At 67.0% G+C, this 18,328-nt stretch carries 17 protein-coding genes; 6 read left to right on the top strand and 11 right to left on the bottom strand.

Annotated elements, in window-relative coordinates:
• Window positions 1–10: 10 nt before the first annotated feature.
• On the bottom strand, window positions 11–1,120 hold the full coding sequence (locus T333_RS26075; protein WP_496426155.1) for a CapA family protein: 1,110 nt from the start codon (window positions 1,118–1,120) through the stop codon (window positions 11–13).
• A gap of 31 nt (window positions 1,121–1,151) precedes the next feature.
• Between T333_RS26075 and T333_RS26070 the strand changes: the two genes are divergently transcribed.
• Window positions 1,152–1,901, top strand: coding sequence for a Mut7-C RNAse domain-containing protein (locus tag T333_RS26070; RefSeq protein ID WP_355001526.1), 750 nt, complete (start codon window positions 1,152–1,154; stop codon window positions 1,899–1,901).
• A gap of 2 nt (window positions 1,902–1,903) precedes the next feature.
• Here the strand turns inward: T333_RS26070 and T333_RS26065 are convergent, their stop codons facing one another.
• The 6 genes from T333_RS26065 to T333_RS26040 form a co-directional block, all read right to left on the bottom strand.
• On the bottom strand, window positions 1,904–2,347 hold the full coding sequence (locus tag T333_RS26065) for a nuclear transport factor 2 family protein (RefSeq protein ID WP_355001525.1): 444 nt from the start codon (window positions 2,345–2,347) through the stop codon (window positions 1,904–1,906).
• 113 nt (window positions 2,348–2,460) lie between these two features.
• Complete coding sequence (locus tag T333_RS26060) at window positions 2,461–3,132, bottom strand: TetR/AcrR family transcriptional regulator (protein WP_355001524.1); 672 nt, start codon at window positions 3,130–3,132, stop codon at window positions 2,461–2,463.
• An 81-nt stretch (window positions 3,133–3,213) separates the two neighbouring features.
• Window positions 3,214–4,809, bottom strand: coding sequence for a GMC oxidoreductase (locus T333_RS26055; RefSeq protein ID WP_496426154.1), 1,596 nt, complete (start codon window positions 4,807–4,809; stop codon window positions 3,214–3,216).
• Window positions 4,810–4,877: 68 nt separating this feature from the next.
• On the bottom strand, window positions 4,878–6,161 hold the full coding sequence (locus T333_RS26050; RefSeq protein WP_496426153.1) for a lipase family protein: 1,284 nt from the start codon (window positions 6,159–6,161) through the stop codon (window positions 4,878–4,880).
• 248 nt (window positions 6,162–6,409) lie between these two features.
• Window positions 6,410–6,733, bottom strand: coding sequence for a hypothetical protein (locus tag T333_RS26045; RefSeq protein WP_357247359.1), 324 nt, complete (start codon window positions 6,731–6,733; stop codon window positions 6,410–6,412).
• Window positions 6,734–6,843: 110 nt separating this feature from the next.
• Entirely contained in the window at window positions 6,844–7,257 is a 414-nt protein-coding gene (locus T333_RS26040) for a DUF7144 family membrane protein (protein WP_496426152.1), read from the bottom strand.
• Window positions 7,258–7,848: 591 nt separating this feature from the next.
• Here T333_RS26040 and T333_RS26035 point away from each other — a divergent pair.
• The 3 genes from T333_RS26035 to T333_RS26025 are packed head-to-tail and all read left to right on the top strand — an operon-like array spanning window position 7,849 to window position 11,643.
• Entirely contained in the window at window positions 7,849–9,690 is a 1,842-nt protein-coding gene (locus T333_RS26035) for a glycoside hydrolase family 15 protein (protein ID WP_496426151.1), read from the top strand.
• Window positions 9,691–9,701: 11 nt separating this feature from the next.
• Window positions 9,702–11,099: an MFS transporter gene (locus T333_RS26030; protein ID WP_496426150.1), complete on the top strand. Its 1,398-nt coding sequence runs from the start codon at window positions 9,702–9,704 to the stop codon at window positions 11,097–11,099.
• A complete protein-coding gene (locus tag T333_RS26025; RefSeq protein WP_496426149.1) occupies window positions 11,089–11,643 on the top strand; it encodes a hypothetical protein in 555 nt (184 codons plus the stop codon). The genes T333_RS26030 and T333_RS26025 overlap by 11 nt, the downstream gene beginning before the upstream one ends.
• On the opposite strand, the gene T333_RS26020 is transcribed toward T333_RS26025, so the two are convergent.
• The gene (locus tag T333_RS26020; RefSeq protein ID WP_355001517.1) at window positions 11,633–11,917 is read right to left on the bottom strand and encodes an SHOCT domain-containing protein; all 285 of its coding nucleotides are present in this window, start codon (window positions 11,915–11,917) and stop codon (window positions 11,633–11,635) included. The two genes, T333_RS26025 and T333_RS26020, sit on opposite strands and share 11 nt — an antisense overlap.
• A 10-nt stretch (window positions 11,918–11,927) precedes the next feature.
• Entirely contained in the window at window positions 11,928–12,380 is a 453-nt protein-coding gene (locus T333_RS26015; protein ID WP_357247368.1) for a DUF6325 family protein, read from the bottom strand.
• Window positions 12,381–12,714: 334 nt separating this feature from the next.
• Between T333_RS26015 and T333_RS26010 the strand changes: the two genes are divergently transcribed.
• Together T333_RS26010 and T333_RS26005 are read left to right on the top strand one after the other, a co-directional pair.
• Window positions 12,715–14,088, top strand: a complete 1,374-nt coding sequence (locus tag T333_RS26010; RefSeq protein ID WP_496426148.1) for a hypothetical protein — start codon at window positions 12,715–12,717, stop codon at window positions 14,086–14,088.
• 1,099 nt (window positions 14,089–15,187) lie between these two features.
• Window positions 15,188–15,928 carry a class I SAM-dependent methyltransferase gene (locus T333_RS26005; RefSeq protein ID WP_496426147.1) on the top strand — a complete coding sequence of 247 codons (741 nt, stop codon included), beginning with the start codon at window positions 15,188–15,190 and terminating at the stop codon, window positions 15,926–15,928.
• A 46-nt stretch (window positions 15,929–15,974) separates the two neighbouring features.
• On the opposite strand, the gene T333_RS26000 is transcribed toward T333_RS26005, so the two are convergent.
• Window positions 15,975–16,982 carry a hypothetical protein gene (locus T333_RS26000; RefSeq protein ID WP_357247374.1) on the bottom strand — a complete coding sequence of 336 codons (1,008 nt, stop codon included), beginning with the start codon at window positions 16,980–16,982 and terminating at the stop codon, window positions 15,975–15,977.
• The gene (locus T333_RS25995) at window positions 16,979–18,313 is read right to left on the bottom strand and encodes a Dyp-type peroxidase (RefSeq protein WP_496426146.1); all 1,335 of its coding nucleotides are present in this window, start codon (window positions 18,311–18,313) and stop codon (window positions 16,979–16,981) included. The genes T333_RS26000 and T333_RS25995 overlap by 4 nt, the downstream gene beginning before the upstream one ends.
• Window positions 18,314–18,328 lie beyond the last annotated feature (15 nt).

The raw sequence follows: 18,328 nt of genomic DNA, 5'->3' as shown, positions 1-18,328 counted from the left end.
AGGGTATTCGTCAGTTCTTGCGATACACCAGCGGCAGGTCGTCGGGCCGCGCGTCGACGCGCGTATCGAACCCGCGGCTGATCTCCCGGATGGTCTCGCACAGCCACCGTGCCTCGTCGGGTTCGGCCGTTTCCAGGCGCATGCGCCGCATCCGCAGCGGAATCATGCGCAGCCGCACCGCTCCGGAATCCAGATCGACGAGAAACAGCAGGCGCAGGTCGGTGCGATAGCTCTCGTGACCGTGGATGCCTTCGTAGTCGTCGACGACATCGCCGCACCCGTACAGAATCGGTTTGCCGCGGTAGAACTCGATGGGCCGCGGATGGTGCGCCGAATGTCCGTGCACCACATCGACTCCCGCGTCGATCAGCCGGTGCGCGAAGCGTTGTTCGCTCGGCGTCACACGGTAGCCCCAGTTGGGTCCCCAGTGGATCGAGACGATCGCGACGTCCTGATCGCCGGTGGCGGCCAGTACCACGGCGGCCACCGCGTCGGCGGCGGTGGCGCTCGGCGTCTCACCGATCCGCCACAGGCCGAGCCGATCATGACGCGCCGCCCAGTATTCCGGAACCCCGCTCGAACCCGCGGCGACCGAGACGATCACCGCCCGGCTGCCGTCGCCGAGCTCCGCGGTCGCCGGGGCGCGGGCGCCGTCGAGATCCGATCCCGCGCCGGCGTGGTCGATGCCCGCGGCATCGAGGGTGTCGAGGGTGTCGGTCAGCCCGTGCGCACCGAAATCGAGCACATGATTGTTGGCCAGGGCGCAGACGACCGGCGCGATGGCGGTCAACACGGGAATGTTGTCCGGCCGCATCCGATAGTGGATGCCCTTGGCGGGTGCGAACGTTCCGTCGGCGGTGATGGCGGTCTCGAGGTTGATCAGTCGGGCGTCGGCTTGCGCGAGCAGTGGCAGCGCGTCGCCCCATGGCCGCCGGAAATCCACCGGAAGGTCGAAGACGCCGTTCGCCTCCTCGGCCAGCTCGACATACATCCGCGCGTCGCGCACATACCGTTCGCGCAGCAGCGGGTCGCCGGGATGCGGCAGGATCTGATCCACCCCGCGGCCCAGCATGACATCGCCGCCGAGCAGCACCGTCGGCATACCACCATTGTCGATCACCGAGCGCCGGTCCGGGGACGACAATGGTCGTATGACCGCCGGTGTCGAACTGCGCGTCTACGCCGAGCTGAACGACTTCCTGCACCCGGACCTCCGGTACACGGCGCAGCGGCGCCCGATGCGTCCGCACCAGACCGTGAAGGACATCGTGGAAGCCGCGGGCGTTCCGCACACCGAGATCGATCTGATGCTGGTGAACGGCGTTTCCGTCGACTTCGGCCACCACCCGCGCCCCGGCGATCGGCTCGCGGTGTACCCGATGTTCGAGACGCTGGACGTCGGGCCGCTGACCCGGGTGCGCGCCCGCCCGCTACGCGATCCGCGCTTCGTCGTCGACGTCAACCTCGGCGGGCTGGCGCGGCTCATGCGCTTGATGGGACTCGACGCCCGCTGTGAATGGGACGCCGACGACGCCGCCCTCGCCGAGATCGCGGCCGCCGAACATCGCATCCTGCTCACCCGCGACCGCGGACTGCTGGCGCGGCGCGCCGTCACCCACGGCGTCTTCGTGCACGCGGATCGTCCGTTCGAGCAGATCGTCGAGCTGATCCGCCGACTGGATCTGACCGATCGGCTCGCGCCGTTCAGTCGCTGCCTGCGCTGCGGCGGCCTCCTCGCCGACGTCGCCAAGAGGGACGTCATCGACCGGCTCGAACCACTCACCCGCCGCTACTACGACACCTTCCGCCAGTGCGCGGACTGCGGCCGCGTCTACTGGCCGGGCTCACATCAGCGTCGGCTCGACGACATGGTCGCCCGAATACGCGCCGCGAGTGGATGAGGTCACGTGCCGCTCACCTGTTGCGCGAGGAACATGTAGCTCTTCTCCTCGACGCGCTGCCGGATGCGCCAGCTTCCGTCGACGCGGGCGAAGGTGTCGAGGTACCAGAGCCCGCACAGCATGAGACTCTGCGCGCCGTCCTCGCCCGCGACGAGCATCGGGTTGTGGCACATGGTGCGTGCCGTCGCGGTGTCGCCGTTCACCGTGATGGAGGAGTTGCTCACCAGGTGCTGGAAGGCGGGGAAGTTCGGCATGACGGCGGCGAGGAACTGCTTGGTGGAAACCAGATCGCCCGCGGGCCCGCCCATGGCCGTGTAATCGATGTGGGCGTCGGCGGTGAAGATCTCGTCGAGCAGGTCCCACTGCCGCGTGTCGACGGCGTGCGAGTACCGGACCATCAGGTCCTCGATCTCGAGCCGGTCCGAAATCTCCTGCAATGACAGCATGGGTGCCTCCGAAGCTCCGATACGGCGGGCGTCGCCCCACACTAGAACACGTTCCTGCGCCGCGCCGGAAATACCGCACCCGCAAAGCCATTCGCGCTGGACGCGTCGAACTGCTACGACGGTTGGTCGGCGCCGTCCGGACCGGGGGAGTACGGCGAAACGATCGCGGGGCTCCAGGTGAAGGGTGGCGAGTCGGAAGCGGGCGTTCCAGCGGCCGCCGCAAGGGGTTCGTTGTTTCCGGTGAGCCGGTGGACGGTTCGTTCGAGCGCAGGCAAAATCTCGGTGATCGCCAGATCCTCGTTGGCGAAGCGACCGACGAGGGCGTAGACCATGTTGCTCAGGACCAGCCCCACGTCCGCGATGTAGTCGGCGTCGATCCCGGTGAAGAGAACGGTCGCGGCGGGCAGGACGGCGTCGAAGCCTTGGGTGTCCAGCCGCTGACCGCCGGGGCCGGACCGCGCGCGGTAATAGGCCGTCAGCATCCGAGGGTTGCGTTCCCACGGCTCGAACACGTACCGGACCAACCGCAGCAGACCGTCGGCCAGCGACTCGTTCTCCTGCGGCGGCGCCAGTTCGGTGTAGATGTTGGTGGCCATCCACTGTTCGACCGCGGCGAGGATCAGCTCGTCCCGTGTCGGATACAGCTTGTAGACCGTGGCCAGCGAGACGTGCGCCTGCTTCGCGACAGCGCGCAGTTGAACCGCGTCGTAACCGTCGGAGTCGAGCAGCGAGAGCACGGTGTCGATGATCTTGGTTGCCGTCTCGGTCTCACCAGTCCTTGCCACCCGCCAACCGTAATCCAGTCGTCGGATGACCGCGGGCGCCGCACCGCCGAGCCGCCGCGAAGGGCGGCTCGGCGAAGACGATCAGATGCGCGTTCCCACGTCGTGTGCGACGAGATTGTCCAGCGCCCTTTCGGCGACCGCGGCGATGGTCATCGAGGGATTGCAGGCCGCGGTGTTGCCCGGCATCAGCGCACCGTCGAGGACGTAGAGTCCCGGCTGGTCGTGCACCCGGCCGTCCAGATCGCAGACCGCGCCCATGCTCGCACCGCCGAGCGGGTGCCAGGTCGAGGGGAACAGCGCGTTGGTGTCGAGCAGCATGCCGTCGGGCCCGGCGATCTCGTGCACGGCGGGACCGATGTGGCTGTCCTGGATGCCGCGGTCGCCGTGCTCCGGCCAGTGCAGGATCGCGTCGTCGCGGGCGGCGTCGTAGGTGAACGCGCCGCGTCCGTCGCTGACGCCGTAGCCGACCAGCATCGTGCTGGCGGGATCGAGCGAGAGCGGCGGGATGGACGCCTGGATCACGGTGTAGGCGGCCCGCGGATCCGTCCAGTTCTTGCTGCCGTAGATCACCGGACCGCCTTGCGGCGCACCGAATTCCGCGGAGGGATCGGTCCAGACGTAGATGCGGTCGGCGTTGGTGCCCCAGCCCTGACCGAGTCCGTCCGGCAGATCGGGGATCAGACCCTTCGCGCCGGCGCGGACCAGCAATCGCGTGGTGTTGAGACTGCCGGCGGCCATGATCAACGCGCGCGTGATGAGGATCTTGTTCTCGACCACCGCGCCGCTGGTGTCCAAGCGCTGCACGTGCACCGTCCAACGACCGTCTGGTGCGCGCTCGACATCGGTGACCTCGTGCAGCGTTTCGACCCGCACCAATCCGGTGGCTTCGGCGGCGGCGATGTAGGTGACGTCGACGGAGTGCTTTCCGCCGTTGTTCACGCCCATGGCGCCGTCGCCGTTGGTGTAGGACGCCTTCATCTCCCCGCGCAGCTCGGCGAGCGCGAAATCCCAATCGATCGGCATCGGGATCTTCGCCAGCGGCATCCCCGCCCGGCGCACCCGATCGGCGAAGACGCGCGCTGCCCGATAGTTCTCGGTCGCGATCAACTCGTCGGGCGCTTCGGCCAGGCCGAGCATCCTCGCCACCCGCGGGTAGTGCACCCGGTTCATGGTCGCCCAGTCCAGCTCCTGCGGAAAATGCGTGTCGAACACCGCTTCCGCGGGTTGCAGCGACATGCCCTGGTAGACCAGCGACCCGCCCCCGACCCCCGCCGCGCACAGCGCCGTCATGTTCACCCCCGGCACCGCCTCGACCAGGCCGGTGTAGGGCTCGAACAGCAATGGCGCACCGAAGAGGTTCGGGCTCGACCGGCACCACAGCAACCGCTTGTCCGGGGCGGAAGCGCGCGGGAACGTCTCGGCGTTCGGGCCGGTGGGCCAGCGCAATCCGCGCTCGAGCACCGTCACCGGCACGCCCGCTTCCGCCAAGCGCAGCGCGCTGACTCCGCCGCCGAAGCCGGAGCCGACCACCACGACGCGATGCTCTTCGTAGGTCAGCGGGACGGAGTTGACCCGCGCGGCGACCGGAGCGGGCGCACCGATCGAGCGGACACCGAACAGTACGGCGCCCGCCGCAGCGGCGCCGGTCAACATCGACCGGCGCGAGATAGCAGTCATCACAGGACCTTCGTCGGGATCGTCGTGCCACGCCCAGGGACACCGATATCCCTGGGCGCCGGGGAGATTCAGTCGATGGTGCAGCCGGACACGGGCTTGTCGGCGAGGCGATCGAGGAGGTAGGTGATCGCGTTGTCGGGGCCGAAGCCGTCGATGAGTTCCGGTCCGAAGTGATTGGGGATCGTGGCGCCGGGGAAGATCGGCGGCAGGTCGTTGGTGCGGAAGGTGACGGTGGCGCCCTTGGCGCACCAGTCCTCGGCGAGTTGGCGGGCCTGGTTGTAGGGGACGGTGTCGTCGTTGAGGCCGCTGGTGATCAGGACCGGCGTGGCGGGCTTCATGGTGCCGACGCGCAACTCGCTCAGGGCGGGAGCCGCTTCCGGGATCGCGTGCAGGTGTTCGGTGAGCGATCGGCCGTCGATCGTCATCGAGTTGGTCCGCAGGAACGGGTGATGGGTGATGACGTCGCCGATGCACGAGGTGCTGAGCGTGTCCAGCATGGCGCGGCCGGCGGGGCTGGTCACCCGGTCGACCGCCGTGTGCAGGTCGGGGTAGCGGGCGAGCATGCCGTTGATGGCGAAGCCGATGGCGCCGCCGATCAGCGCGCCGTCGATGCGCTCGAGAATCTTCGCCAGATCCGCGACGGGACCGCCGGCCCATGTCCCCTTGACGTTCAGTTCCGGCGCGTAGCTCGGCTGCATCTCCGCCGCCGCGGCCGCCGCGCCGCCACCCTGCGAGTAACCCCAGAACACGACGGGGGTTTCCGGTCCGACACCCGCCAGATGGTTGGCCGCCCGGGCGCCGTCGAGCAGGGCGTGCGCGCCCTCGATGCGATTGGCGAAGGTATGAATACCGGGCGTGCCGAGGCCGATGTAGTCGGTCACCAAGACCCGGGCGCCCAGCGAGCTCCACACCGCCGACGACGGGAGTTCCTGATTCGCCGACAGTCCCGGCGAGGGATCGGTGAACAGCGCCATTCCGGTCGAGAACGCCACCGACATCGCGCACCGGTCGGCTTGGCCCGAGGTGCCCGGACCGATGACCACCGTCGGGCGCGGTCCTGGACCCTGCCACGGGCCGGTGGCGTCGATGAACGTTCCGGTCACCGCGACCGGCGACCCGTCCTGGAACCGCGTGGTGTACATGACGTGCTGCGCCTGGCCCGGCCATCCCTCGAGGGTCGGCACGGTCGCGAACAGCGGCATCGGCTGGGTCTTGATGATCGAGCCCGGTTCCGCCGGGATCTGCGCCGGTGGTGTGTAGAAGGCGCTGACCTCGTCGGCCGCCGCTTCCGTGACGTCCACCCCGACCCCCGCCACCGCCGTCGCGCAGGCAACGGCCACCGCCGCCGCCATCCTGGCGGACCGCGATAGCGACCGCCTTCCGTGCACTCGCTGCATCGAAAACTCTCCGTGAAGTTCACCCCCCGACGCCGTCGCCGGAGTGTCCTGTGTCGCACGGCGCCGGATGCATGACACCCGTCACAGCGCAACGGGCGGTAGAGTAACATGGTTACCGAGAGGTTTGGGACCTTCCGGTGTGGGATTCGATTCCGGGCCCGCTGAGTCGTGGCAGGATTCGCCGCACGCCGTGCAGAGTCGCGTCAACCGCAACAGAACGGGTTGTCGCACGGATCGCCGACTTCGCTGCCGTATGCGACGAAGCGCCGGATCGGCGCCACGACCTTCTCGGCTGTCACAGAGTCCAGCAGGGGAGTGGACTCGCCAAGGCGTGGTCGCCATGCCGATGGCGCGTCGTCGACGTCAAAACGCCGCGTGCCGTCGACGAAGAGCGTCCAGAGCGGGTGATCGGGAAACCCGTTGAGCCGCAGGACCCACCACGAGCCGTCCACGACCGCGGCAACGGGGAACTTCGCGTTCCCGGTCCGTCGCCACTGCGGTCGGGCATTCAGCTCGGGGCGCGTCATCCCTTCAGTCTGCTCGACCGAACCTGGCCATCGCAGCGGCTCCGAAGACCGGACGAGAAGCGCCGCCGCCACCCCGTGCGCTCGGGTGCGGCGGCGTGAATCCGGCCGAATCAGACGCGATTCGGCTGCCAGGTCGTCACGGCCCAGATCACCACGACGTCGAGTGCGATCACCAGTACCGACCACCACGGGTAGTAGGGGAGCCACAGGAAGTTTCCGAGGAGGGACAAGCCCGCGAGGATCACCGCGACCACCCTGGCCCAGCCCGCGCCCGCCATCAATCCGAGCGAGGCGAGCACCAAGAGGATGCCGAGGATCAGATGCACCCAGCCCCAGCCGGTCGTGTTGAACTGATAGATGTACTCGGGCCCGGCCACGTAGATCTCGTCTTTGGCGATCGCGGAGATTCCCTGCAGGATCGACACGATGCCGGTGATCATCAGCAGGAATGCCGCGCCGATCGACGTCCCGGCCGCGACGGCCTGGCCGACGGGATAGTCGTTGGTTTCGGTTGGCCTGGTCATGGTTCACACCTCCGCTGGTTCGTGGATTCGCGATTCACTCGGCTCCCCGTGCCCGCCGGAGCGGTAGGGGTGCCTCGACTGGTTCCGGTCGAGCGATCCGGGTTTCCTCGGATCTCCCGCCGGACGGCGCCGCGTACGGCGATCCAGGTGGTGTGCGAAGAGTATGAGCGGGACGGTTTTTCGAATATCCCGAACGCTTCCCCAGAAGCGCGGAAACGCATACGAATTCGAGCTGGCAAGCAGCCCGCGAATCCTGCGCCTTCCGCGTCTGTGGAGGACGACTCGCTTGGCCAGGCGGCTCCTTGTGAATTTCGGCGACTAGGGCTCGAGTTTCCTCGGACATCCGATCGGTCGATGCGGTAATAGGCCCATCGAAAATGGGATCACACACGCCATTGTGTGTGATCCAGACCACAATATCATCAGCAATTCCACCGTACGGTGTCGGTCCGATTTCCGCGCACCTTCCCCGTTCGGTCTGGTGCGGGCGCACACTGAAGGGGAGCGCTTCCGAACGGGTGGTGTGCGACGTTCGGGCGGGCAGCCCGCGAACTGTGCCACGTCCAATTCACCCTTACCGAAGGAGCGCTTGTGAATGCCTATCCAGCGATTGCCGAGCACGGCATCATCGGCGATCTGCAGACCGCGGCCCTGGTGTCCTCGGCGGGGACCATCGATTGGTGGTGCACGCCCAGGTTCGATTCGCCGAGCGTTTTCGCTTCGCTGCTGGACAGCGAGCGCGGCGGATTCTGCCGGCTGGCCGTGGAATCCACCACCGAGGACGCCGCGGTTCGCCAGTTGTATCTGCCGGACACCGCCATTCTCGTCACCCGGTTCATGGCGCCGGACGGCGTGGGCGAGGTCGGCGATTTCATGGAACCGATCCGGGAGCCCGTGCCCACCGACCGACACCGGCTGGTGCGAGTGGTCCGCGTGGTGCGCGGAACCCTGACGTTCACACTGACCTGTCGGCCCCGGTTCGACTACGGGAGGGCCGAGCACACACTGGAACAGCGCGGCGAACGAACGGCCGTCTTCCACGGGCCGGATACGGACCTGCATTTACAAGCGAGCGATCCGGTGACGCTCCACGCCGAAGACGGCGACGTCACGGCACGGTTCACGCTCTCGCAGGGCGAGACCGCGGTGGTGGTCTTGACGAGCATGGCGAGCGAGGGGCCCGCCCCCGCCGCACCGGAGCGCGACGACACCATCGCCGACCTCGAGCGGTGTCGCCGTTTCTGGCAGTCCTGGCTGCGTTCGTCCACGTATCGGGGCCGGTGGCGGGACATGGTCAACCGCTCGGCGATCACTTTGAAGCTGCTCACCTACCTGCCGACCGGCGCGCCGATCGCCGCGGCCACCATGGGCTTACCGGAACAGGTCGGCGGCGAACGCAACTGGGACTACCGATACACCTGGGTCCGGGACGCCTCACTGTCGGTGCGGGCCCTGATCGATCTGGGATTCACCGAAGAGGCCTACGCCTTCCGGCGCTGGCTGCGCGACCGTCTCGAGGCCGGCGACACCGCCTCTGGTGAACCGCTGCAGATCATGTACCGGATCGATGGCGACCCGCGCCTGGAGGAAGAGGTACTCGACCACTTGGAGGGCTACCGCGGATCCGCGCCGGTGCGGGTCGGCAACGCGGCGGCCGATCAGATTCAGCTCGACATCTACGGCGAGGCCGCCGACGCCATGGCTCAGTCCTCGGACATCGGCGGCATCTGGGGATGGCGGGTGTTCGCGAATCTCCTCGACTGGCTGACCGAGCACTGGGACCGGTCCGACGAGGGCATCTGGGAAACCCGCGGCGGCCAACAGGAATTCACTTACAGCCGGCTGATGACCTGGGTCGCGTTCGATCGAGGCATCCGGTTGGCCACCGACTACTCCCGGCCCGCGGATGTGGCGAGCTGGACGCGGGCGCGGGATGCGGTCTTCGCCCAGATCGTCGATCGGGGCTGGAGCTCGAAACGGCAGGCGTTCGTGCAGCACTACGCCACGGACGTGCTCGACGCGTCGCTGCTGCTGATGCCGCGGATGGGCTTCCTGTCGCCGCTGGATCCGGCATGGCTGAGCACTCTCGACGCCATGGACGGCGAACTGGTCAGCGACAGCTTGGTCTATCGCTACGACCCGGAGGCGTCTCCGGATGGCTTGCGCGGCGTCGAGGGCACCTTCAACCTGTGCAGCTTCCTGTATGTCGAGGCGCTCGCACGCTCGGGCCGGTTGACCCAGGCCCGCTACGCGTTCGACAAGATGCTCACCTACGCCAACCACGTCGGGCTCTTCGCCGAGGAGATCGGCCCCTCCGGCGAGCAGCTCGGCAACTTCCCCCAGGCCTTCACCCATCTCGCCCTCGTCGCCGCCGCCATGGCCCTCGACGAACAACTCGACCGCGCCGAAGCCGGATCGGCGACGACCGAATAGGTGAGTAGCCGATGGCCGATACCGGTGCGCTCGCCCCACCCCGCGGGGTGCTGGTTCCGCTGGCACTGGCGCAGTTCATCTGCAGTTTCGCCGGTTCCAACATGAACGTGATGATCAACGACATCAGCGCCGATCTGAACACCACGGTGCAGGGTGTGCAGACCGTCATCACGATCTTCCTGTTGGTGATGGCCGCCCTGATGATTCCGGGCGGGAAGATCACCGACCGGTACGGCCGCAAACGCTGTTTCATGGCGGGTCTGGTCATCTACGGCGTCGGCGCGGTGCTGAGCGCGCTCGCACCGGGGCTCGGCGTGCTGGTTCTCGGCAATTCCATTTTGGAAGGCATCGGCACCGCGATGCTGATCCCGCCCGTCTACATCCTGACCACGCTGTTCTTCACCGAAGCCACCTCCAGGGCAAGGGCTTTCGGCGCGATCATGGCACTGGGCGGGATCGGCGCCGCGGCGGGACCGCTCCTCGGCGGACTCATCACCTCGGGGATCGGCTGGCGCGCGGCGTTCGCGTTCCAAGCGCTGGTGGTCGCGGCGATCGTGCTGCTCGGCCGCCGCATCGAAGATCCGGTGCGCCCGGACCCGACCGTGCCATTCGACATCCTGGGCGCCGTGCTGTCGGCGGTCGGACTGGTGCTGCTGGTCATGGGAATCCTTGCCGCCGACAACGACATCCGGCTCATGCTCGTGCTGATCGCGGCGGGCGTGGTGGTGCTGGTGTCGTTCTTCCTCTCGATCCGCGCGAAGGAGAAGGCGGGCCGCGTGCCGTTGATATCGACAAGCCTGTTCCGCAACCGCACGTCCAACCTCGGTCTCGTCACGCAGAACATCCAGTGGCTGGTGCTGATGGGAACCTCGTTCGTGGTCGCCGCGTACCTGCAAGTCGTTCGCGGTTACAACGCCATTCAGACCGGCGTGATCTTCACCGCGGCCACGGTCGGGCTGCTGGTGACGTCGCTCGGCGCGGCACGGTTGGCGCGCAGACGTTCGCAACGCACCCTGATTGTCGCGGGATTTCTGGTGACCATCGTCGGTATCAGCGCATTGCTCGCGCTGGCGGGCCGCTTCGAAACCCCCTGGGCGTTGTCGCCTGGGCTGCTGCTGATCGGGCTGGGACTCGGCGTGATGTTGACGCCGTCGGTCGATATCGTCCAGTCCAGCTTCGGTGAAGACCAGCAGGGCGAGATATCAGGTTTGTCGCGTTGCGTCTCGAATCTCGGTTCCTCGCTCGGCACCGCCATCGCGGGCACCATCCTGGTCGCGGGTCTGTCGAGTCACGCCTACGCCGCGGCGATGACCACACTCGCGATCATCGCCATAGCCGGCCTCCTCGCCGCCACAGCGCTGCCGCGAGACGACGTGGCGCATCCCGCCGGAGCGTCCGATGCGGTCTGACAACGATGTGTCATCGAGCTCGCACGCGCTGCTGCACGGCCCGCTGTTCTCGCGCACCAGGCCGCTGGATCGCGACAACGCGGCGAGCCGCATCAGCGCCTACATCTACGGCAATGTCCTGGTTCTTGCAGCGCTGGTTCCGGTAACCACGGGCGAGAAGTACGTCGGAATCCTTGTGGTCCTCGGGACGGCGTTGTCCACGTTCGTCGCGCACGTCTTCGCCGAAGCGGTCGGACACAGCGTGCGTCATCGAAGTCCATCGACGCGAGTCGAGACACTGCGCGAATTGCGCAACTCCGTCCCGATTCTCAGTTCGGCGGTACTGCCGTGCGTCGTTCTGGCGATTGGCTGGATCGGATGGGTCGAGCCGAGAACCGCCCAAGTCGCCGCGGAACTCGCTGTGCTGGTCCGCATCGGCGGCATCGTGTTCGTCGTCGGTCGGCTCAAAGGCGAGCGCCCGACTCGGGCATCCGTGCTGGCCGCGGTCTTGCTGACGGTGGTCGCCGCGACCGTCGTGATCGTCAAGATCCTGCTCACCCACTGAGGATTCGCGCCTTCTCCGCTTCGAACTCCGCTTCGGTGAGCACCCCTTGCGCTTTGAGTTGGGCGAGTTCTTTCAGCGCCGTGATTCGGTCCATGTCGGTGCCGCCGCTCGGTGGCGGTGTGGGCGGTGGCGCGTATCGGTCATAGGGGTCGGGCTGCGCCTGCTCCTGCGCCGCCCACCGCTCGCCCTGGCGCCGGGAGACCCGGTTCGATACGGCGGTCGCGGTTCCGGAGATTACTGCGGTGCGGGCTACGCCGCGAAGCAATCCTGGCATGACACCCTCCCTATCGACTTTCCGTCTCGAGCAGTTCGAGCGACGACAGCAGGCTTTGCACCGGAATCCGCCCGGAAGCGACGAGCTGGGCGCCCTTGCGGCGCAGTGCGGACGCGAAGGGCGCTGCCCACCTGTTCTCGTAGACCAAGATCGCCGCCGAGCATCCCGGCTGGAGCACCCCGGCTGCTTCGCTGCGGTCGGCCTCGTCCAGGAGGCCTGATCCCGCCTCGGCGAACAGGGTGATGTCCAGGTCCCCTTCGAGGCCCACGTCGGTGATGTCGATTCCGGCGAGGGAACCGTCGGCATCCTTTCGGACGAACGCCAGATCCAGCACTCGAATGATGCCGCGCTCGACGAGGTCGCGCAGCAGGGGAAGCGCCGAACCGTCCGGAGGTCGATCGGCGGGAAATTCGATCACGAGATAATCGACCGGGCCTAACGCGTCGATATCGGTTTCGGTCACGGCAACCCTCTTTCCATCATGAGAAAGAGCCGTATCAGCTTGGCTCGCTTACATATCGCTCTCGATGTGGCAGCGGTTTCGGCTGGTTGTGCGGGGTGAAGATCGTTCTCGAACGCACCGTGCGCGGTGCTACTCTCAGGCATAGCGTACGCCGCTGATCAGCCCGGGTCACTGCACCGCAGCCGCAAACCGGACCGTGCAGGGCGCTTCCCCATTTCCACATGGGTGAAACAGAAAAGGTCTTCTGTAGACAAGTCCTTCAGAGAATTATGGCGGTTGCCGACCACGACGCTGCCGTGTTTGCCCCGAGTCCGTTCCAGGAGTTGGAATATCGATGAATGCCAACGTGCCGGGGGACGCGCCCGACGAACGGCTGAGCACCGAGGAACGCGCCGAACTCGACCGGCTTCGCGCGGAGGTGGCCGCGTTGCGAGCGGAGGATCGCGGCGGCGCACGGCCGCGGCGGCACGCGTGGCGGTGGACCGCCGTAGCCGTCTTGGTGGTGCTGGTCGCCATGCTGGCGATCACGACTGTGCTGGCCCGGTACGTACGGAGCCAGATCCTCGACACGGACCGGTATGTGACCACGATGGCGCCCTTGGCCTCCGACCCAGCCCTGCGGAACGAAGTCGCGAACACCATCACCGACGAGATCTTCGTCCGCGTCGACATCGAAGGCATGACCGCGGACGCGCTGGCCGCCCTGACCGAGGCCGTTCCGGCGGTCGAGAACCGGCCGCGCGTCGACCGCGCGGTCGAAGGGCTCGCGCCGGTGATCGCCCAGCAGACACGCGACTTCGTCCACGAGACGGTGCTGTCATACGTGCGCAGCGACGAGTTCGAGGATCTGTGGATACAAGCCAACCGCGCGGCTCACACCAAGCTGGTGGCGGTGGCGACCGGTCATGTCGCCGGCCCCGAGTCGGTGACCGTCGACGAGAACGGCACGGTGAGTATTTCGCTGGGGACGGTGATCGAGAACGTGAAGGCACGGCTGCTCGATCGCGGCTTCACGTTCGCCGAGAAAATCCCCGCGGTCGACAAACAGCTCGTGTTGTTCCGATCCCCGGAGCTGGTCCGGGCACAGCGCGCGGTCGACAATCTCGACAAGGCTTCGGCGGTACTGCCGTGGGTGACGATCGCGATCGCCGTGGCCGCGATCGCCGCGGCGCCCGCGGGCGGCCGCAGACGCGCCTTGGTCTTCGTCGGGCTCGCGCTGGCGGCGGGCATGCTGGTCCTCGCGATCGCGCTGATCGTCGCCCGCGCACTGTATCTGGAGGACATGCCCGCCGACGTGCTGTCACCGGACGCGGCCACCGCGATCATCGACACCGTGCTCGTGCCGCTGCGGACCGCGCTGCGCGGAGTCGCCGTGCTCGGCCTGGCGATCGCGCTCGGCGCCTACCTCACCGGAGATTCCGCCTCGGCCACGGCGATGCGCCGTCGGTTCGGGCGCGGCATGGACGCGGTGCGGCGATCGCGGCCGCCGAATGCGGTGGAGCGGTGGGCTTTTCGAGTTCGCCCGGCGCTACGCTGGACGGTCATCGGCATCGCTGCCCTCGTGCTGGTGTTCTGGCGCTATCCCACCGGGCTCGTGGTCGTGTGGATCGTCCTCGGCGCGCTGCTGGCGTTGCTCGCGCTGGAACTGCTGATCCGTCCCGCTGCCGCCCGGCGGCATGCCGAGGCCACGGAGCGAGCCGACACCTGACCCGCGCGGCTCGTCCTCCGTGATGGCCGGGACTCGCCGGATGGCGGGCGAGTCGGTCGGCTGCGGCTCCTGCCGATCGCCGGTGGCCGGTCCGCGAAGATACCGACCGAGCGGGGACTCGTCGAGGGCGAGCGCCTTGGTGATCGTCGCGGCGCCGACCACCACCGCCGACAGCACGAACAGCCAGCTGATCGACGTGAACACCGGCCCGAGCAGTCCGAACCTCGTGTACGCGGTATCGGTGATCCTCGGCAGCACGAGCCTTCCCGCGGCTCGGACGACCGTCAGGCCGGACGCTGTGAGCGCCCCGGTCATCCACAAGACACGGCCGGACAGCTTTCCCATCGTGAGCAGGTATGGGCTGATAGTCCAGACGAGCATCCAGACCGCCAGCTCACCCGCGATGGCGAGCGGCACACCGACGTAGCGCAGCCCGGTCAGTTCCCTGATCGCGCCGAGGAGCACGGCCGAGAAGGCAACGAGGAGAAGGACGACGAGCCATCGCCACGCGTTGCGCACCCGGATCGACGGCACGTTCCAGATCTTCGCGTAGATTCGCGCCAGCGCTTTGGCGAACGAGGTGCCGCTGATGAGGACCATCAGCAATCCGACGACACCGAACGCCGCGAAGGTGGGATCGGTGACCGTGAAGGTGCCCACACCGGACACGAGAATCTCCGTGTCGAAGCCGAGCTGGTCGTTGATCGCCCGACCCGCCAGATCCCAGTAGGGCAGGAAAGACCCGGCGATCAGCACGGGCAATACCGAAGTGAAGATTTGGGCCGCGAGGGTCATCGATCGGTCGACTATCTCGATCTCGACGAACCCGTCGACGATTCGCCGGAGGGTGCGAGGCCAGCCGCTGGCCGATTCCATCCGCGCGGCGAGATCCTTCGCCAGCTTGCCGAACAACCTCGTCGACCGCATATCTCGACTCAACAGCACCCCCGGTGTGTTGTCATCACTTCACGGCGGTGGATTTGTGTAACGTTTGCAGCCGAGAATCAATTCTCTCCCGCATTCGGCCGGTAGTGATCCGGCGTTCGTGCGCACCACTGTTCGGCAGCCATTTCTAGTTGTTTCTGGATACGGAGGCGTTGTGGACTGGGAGTCGTGGCAGCAAAGCTGGGATACGCAGCAGGAGTTCTATCTGCCCGAACGCGAGGAACGATTCCGGGTGATGCTGGATGTGGTGGCCGCCGCGACGGGGCCGACTCCGCGAGTGCTGGACCTCGCCTGCGGACCCGGCAGCATCAGCCGACGGTTGTTCGCGCGATTCCCGGAAGCGAGATCCGTCGCCGTCGACATTGATCCGACGATGCTCGCGATAGCCCGGGGATCGTTCGACAGGGATTCACGGATCACCTTCGTGACGGCCGACGTGGCCGAACCCGGTTGGATCGATTCCCTGCCGGACGAGTCGTTCGATGCTGTGCTCACCGCGACGTCCTTGCATTGGATGAAAACCGATCCGCTGACCCGCTTGTACACCGACCTCGCGAAATTGGTTCGACCGGGCGGAGTCTTCCTCAATGCCGATCACATGCCCGACCCCGATACTCCACTGCTCAACGCGCTCGACGAAACCATCCAGAAGTCCCATCAGGAACGCGCCCGCATCACCGGCGCACTCGACTTCGAGCAGTGGTGGGCCCAGGTAGGACGCGATCCGGCTCTGGCCGAGGAATACGCGGGTAGCCGCGCGATCTTCGATCAGCACAGCGGGGGAGACGAACATCCGATCGCGTGGCACTGCGCGCGATTGAAGGAGGCCGGGTTCCTGGAGGCAGGTGTGGCGTGGCGGTCCATCAACGACGCGTTGGTCGTCGCGATCAGGTAGTGATTCCGGGGGTTCGGTGTGCGCGACGGCCGTTTTCGATGCGGCATCACTTCATGAGTGCGAGGTTGCGCCAGAGGTTCGTGAGGCTTTCGGTTCCGCCGAACAAGGTGGTGAAGTTGGTGGAGTCGATCATGACGATGTCACCGGCGCGGTGGTCGGTGGGCGGCAACCAGATCAGGGTGTTGAACTCGGTGTTGCCTTCGGCGGTGAAGGGGTGCGGTCGGTCGAGGTCGATGGGTTGGCGCGCGAGCAGTCGCACGGACTCGCTCGCGGGCTCGGTGAGGTGGTAGTGCGGGAGGTGGGGGTGGAAGTTGAAAGTGGTGACGTCGTCGAGCAGGTGCAAGGCGTCGCGGTCACGGAAAGTGACAAGTGGCGCAATGGATTTCGTGTCTTCGACGACGGCGGGGCGAAGTCCGTACATGTTGCGCACCGGAACGTCGAGGGCTTCCATGAGCGAGCGGGTGTAGGCGCTGAACCGTTGTTGGCGTGGCACCAGCGGGTCGCCGTGGTGTTCGTATTCGACTTGGCGTTGCCGGAGGTCGTCGGTGCAGCCGACGTCGTGGTGCGGCGCGAGGAGCAGGCAGGTGCCTTCGCGTCGCAACCACTCCTGGATCGCCGCGATCTCCTCGGGCTTGGCCGCCGCCTGACCCAGGACGTGGTCGAGGCCGAAGACCATGAGGGTGTCCGTGTCGGCGAGGACGCGTTCATCGATGGGTAGTTCGAACCCGGCTTGATCAATGCGCTGGAAGACCGCGACGGGATGGCCGGTGGCTTCTTCGGCGACCTCCTGAAAACGGAGCGTGGAGCGGTGGAACAGCTCCAACGTTCCCGCGATGCCTTGCAGGAAGTGGGCGGCGTCGTACTCGGGTGTCTCGTAGGCAGGCCAAGTCGCCTGGCGCACTTCGGTCATGGTGGAGAAACGGTTGTCCAGCGCGGCGGGGTCGCGCTGGGCTTCCCACGGGTAGCTCCAGGTCCAGTAGATGCTCAATCGGCGTCCGCCGGGCGTGTAGGGGCGTGGCAGCTGGGATTGGTTGTACGTGCGCGCCGCGGTCATGGTGCTACCTCGCTGTCGGCTCGGGTGCAGAGGTAACGCAGGCCGCGAAGACCGGGCATGAAGAAATACGCGCCACCCCTGAGAGTTGTGAATGCCGGTAATCCCTTGATGGTTCGGCGAATCGGGCGTTTGGGGATCTTGTATTCCAGGGTGCCGTCTTGATTGCCGATGATCGGATCGCGCTCGTTGCCGAGCTCGTGGAACGTCTTGTCGTTGACCCACACGTTCTGGGCGAACTCGAATTGGCGCACCAGGCTCGCGCACAGCACGAAGGCCGCGATTCCGCGCTCGGCGCCGTCGTCGGGAACGTTTTCGGCAAGGTGTGGTCCGTAGGTGGCGCCGCGGCGGATCAGGCGCCGACGTTGCATGTTCACCGCGGTGTCGCGGGGATTCAGCCTGCGGATGTGCGAACCCAGTGGCGCGGCATAGCCATAGGGGTCCATGTGTTTGTAGCCGAAGTCGTTGTTGCGCTGCATATCGGCCCCGAGTTCGGGATCGTCCTGCTCGGGGGCGAGCACCAAGGGGGCGCCGCTACGCCAGCGGCCCATCAGTTTCGCGGCCAGCAATTCTTGTTCCTCGGGGGAGTCGGCGTGCTCGGCGAGGAAGTCGCGGAATCGCCCGACGTGTTCCTCCAGGCGCCGGTAGGCCAGGTAGGTGCCGTTGCGCGACAACACCTCCGGTTGTGGCAGTTCCACCGGGGGACCGTCCTCGTCGGGATATCCCAGGATGAATTCCCCTGCTTTGATCGGGGCGCCCGTGCCCGGCGTCGGCTGTTCGCCGGAGCCCTCGATCACCGGCTGCGACAACCGGTCGCGGTAGCCGAAATGGTCGTGCGCGTAATCCAACGGCGGGACCGCCCCGACGTCCAGCGACGACAGCACCGTCACTCCGGCGCGGTCGGCGACCAGTCGATCGTGCGCATCAACCCAGCGTGCGCGCTCGGCGTCGTCACCGGCGAAGAGGATCGCGATGGCGTGCAGATCGTCATCCGCCAACCCGCCGACCCAGTGGTCGGGGTGCGCGAGTCCGGTGTCACCGAGCATGCTCGCCCGCGCTGCCATGCCCTGCCGGAACTCCTCGGGAAACGTCGCCAGCGATTGCTCAGGCACGCCGAGCGCGCGCAGCCCGGTCCAGGTGAACGCGAGTGTCACCCAGCGACGATCGGTGTGCACGGAGCGCTGTACGTCGGCCGCCGAGGCCACCTGGTCGACCATGCCCGACAGCCACGCCCGTCCACCGTCGCCACTGGCGAACGACAGGAACTCGTAGCGTCCGGCCAGCGCGGGCACCCGGGTGAGCACAAGGTGCTGGATATCGTCGAGTTCGAGCATCAACGAACCTCGTGG

It is taken from the genome of Nocardia sp. CNS-044, assembly GCF_059570515.1.
Note: the sequence above shows the minus strand (reverse complement) of the source record. Positions and strands in the feature narration are given on the sequence as shown.

Bases quoted from the DNA above. Each gene is read 5' to 3' on its own strand.
- T333_RS26070 (WP_355001526.1), top strand. From the start codon at position 1,152: ATGACCGCCGGTGTCGAACTGCGCGTCTACGCCGAGCTGAACGACTTC.
- T333_RS26065 (WP_355001525.1), bottom strand. From the start codon at position 2,347: ATGCTGTCATTGCAGGAGATTTCGGACCGGCTCGAGATCGAGGACCTG.
- T333_RS26055 (WP_496426154.1), bottom strand. From the start codon at position 4,809: ATGACTGCTATCTCGCGCCGGTCGATGTTGACCGGCGCCGCTGCGGCG.
- T333_RS26050 (WP_496426153.1), bottom strand. From the start codon at position 6,161: ATGGCGGCGGCGGTGGCCGTTGCCTGCGCGACGGCGGTGGCGGGGGTC.
- T333_RS26045 (WP_357247359.1), bottom strand. From the start codon at position 6,733: ATGACGCGCCCCGAGCTGAATGCCCGACCGCAGTGGCGACGGACCGGG.
- T333_RS26040 (WP_496426152.1), bottom strand. From the start codon at position 7,257: ATGACCAGGCCAACCGAAACCAACGACTATCCCGTCGGCCAGGCCGTC.
- T333_RS26030 (WP_496426150.1), top strand. From the start codon at position 9,702: ATGGCCGATACCGGTGCGCTCGCCCCACCCCGCGGGGTGCTGGTTCCG.
- T333_RS26025 (WP_496426149.1), top strand. From the start codon at position 11,089: ATGCGGTCTGACAACGATGTGTCATCGAGCTCGCACGCGCTGCTGCAC.
- T333_RS26020 (WP_355001517.1), bottom strand. From the start codon at position 11,917: ATGCCAGGATTGCTTCGCGGCGTAGCCCGCACCGCAGTAATCTCCGGA.
- T333_RS26010 (WP_496426148.1), top strand. From the start codon at position 12,715: ATGAATGCCAACGTGCCGGGGGACGCGCCCGACGAACGGCTGAGCACC.
- T333_RS26000 (WP_357247374.1), bottom strand. From the start codon at position 16,982: ATGACCGCGGCGCGCACGTACAACCAATCCCAGCTGCCACGCCCCTAC.
- T333_RS25995 (WP_496426146.1), bottom strand. From the start codon at position 18,313: ATGCTCGAACTCGACGATATCCAGCACCTTGTGCTCACCCGGGTGCCC.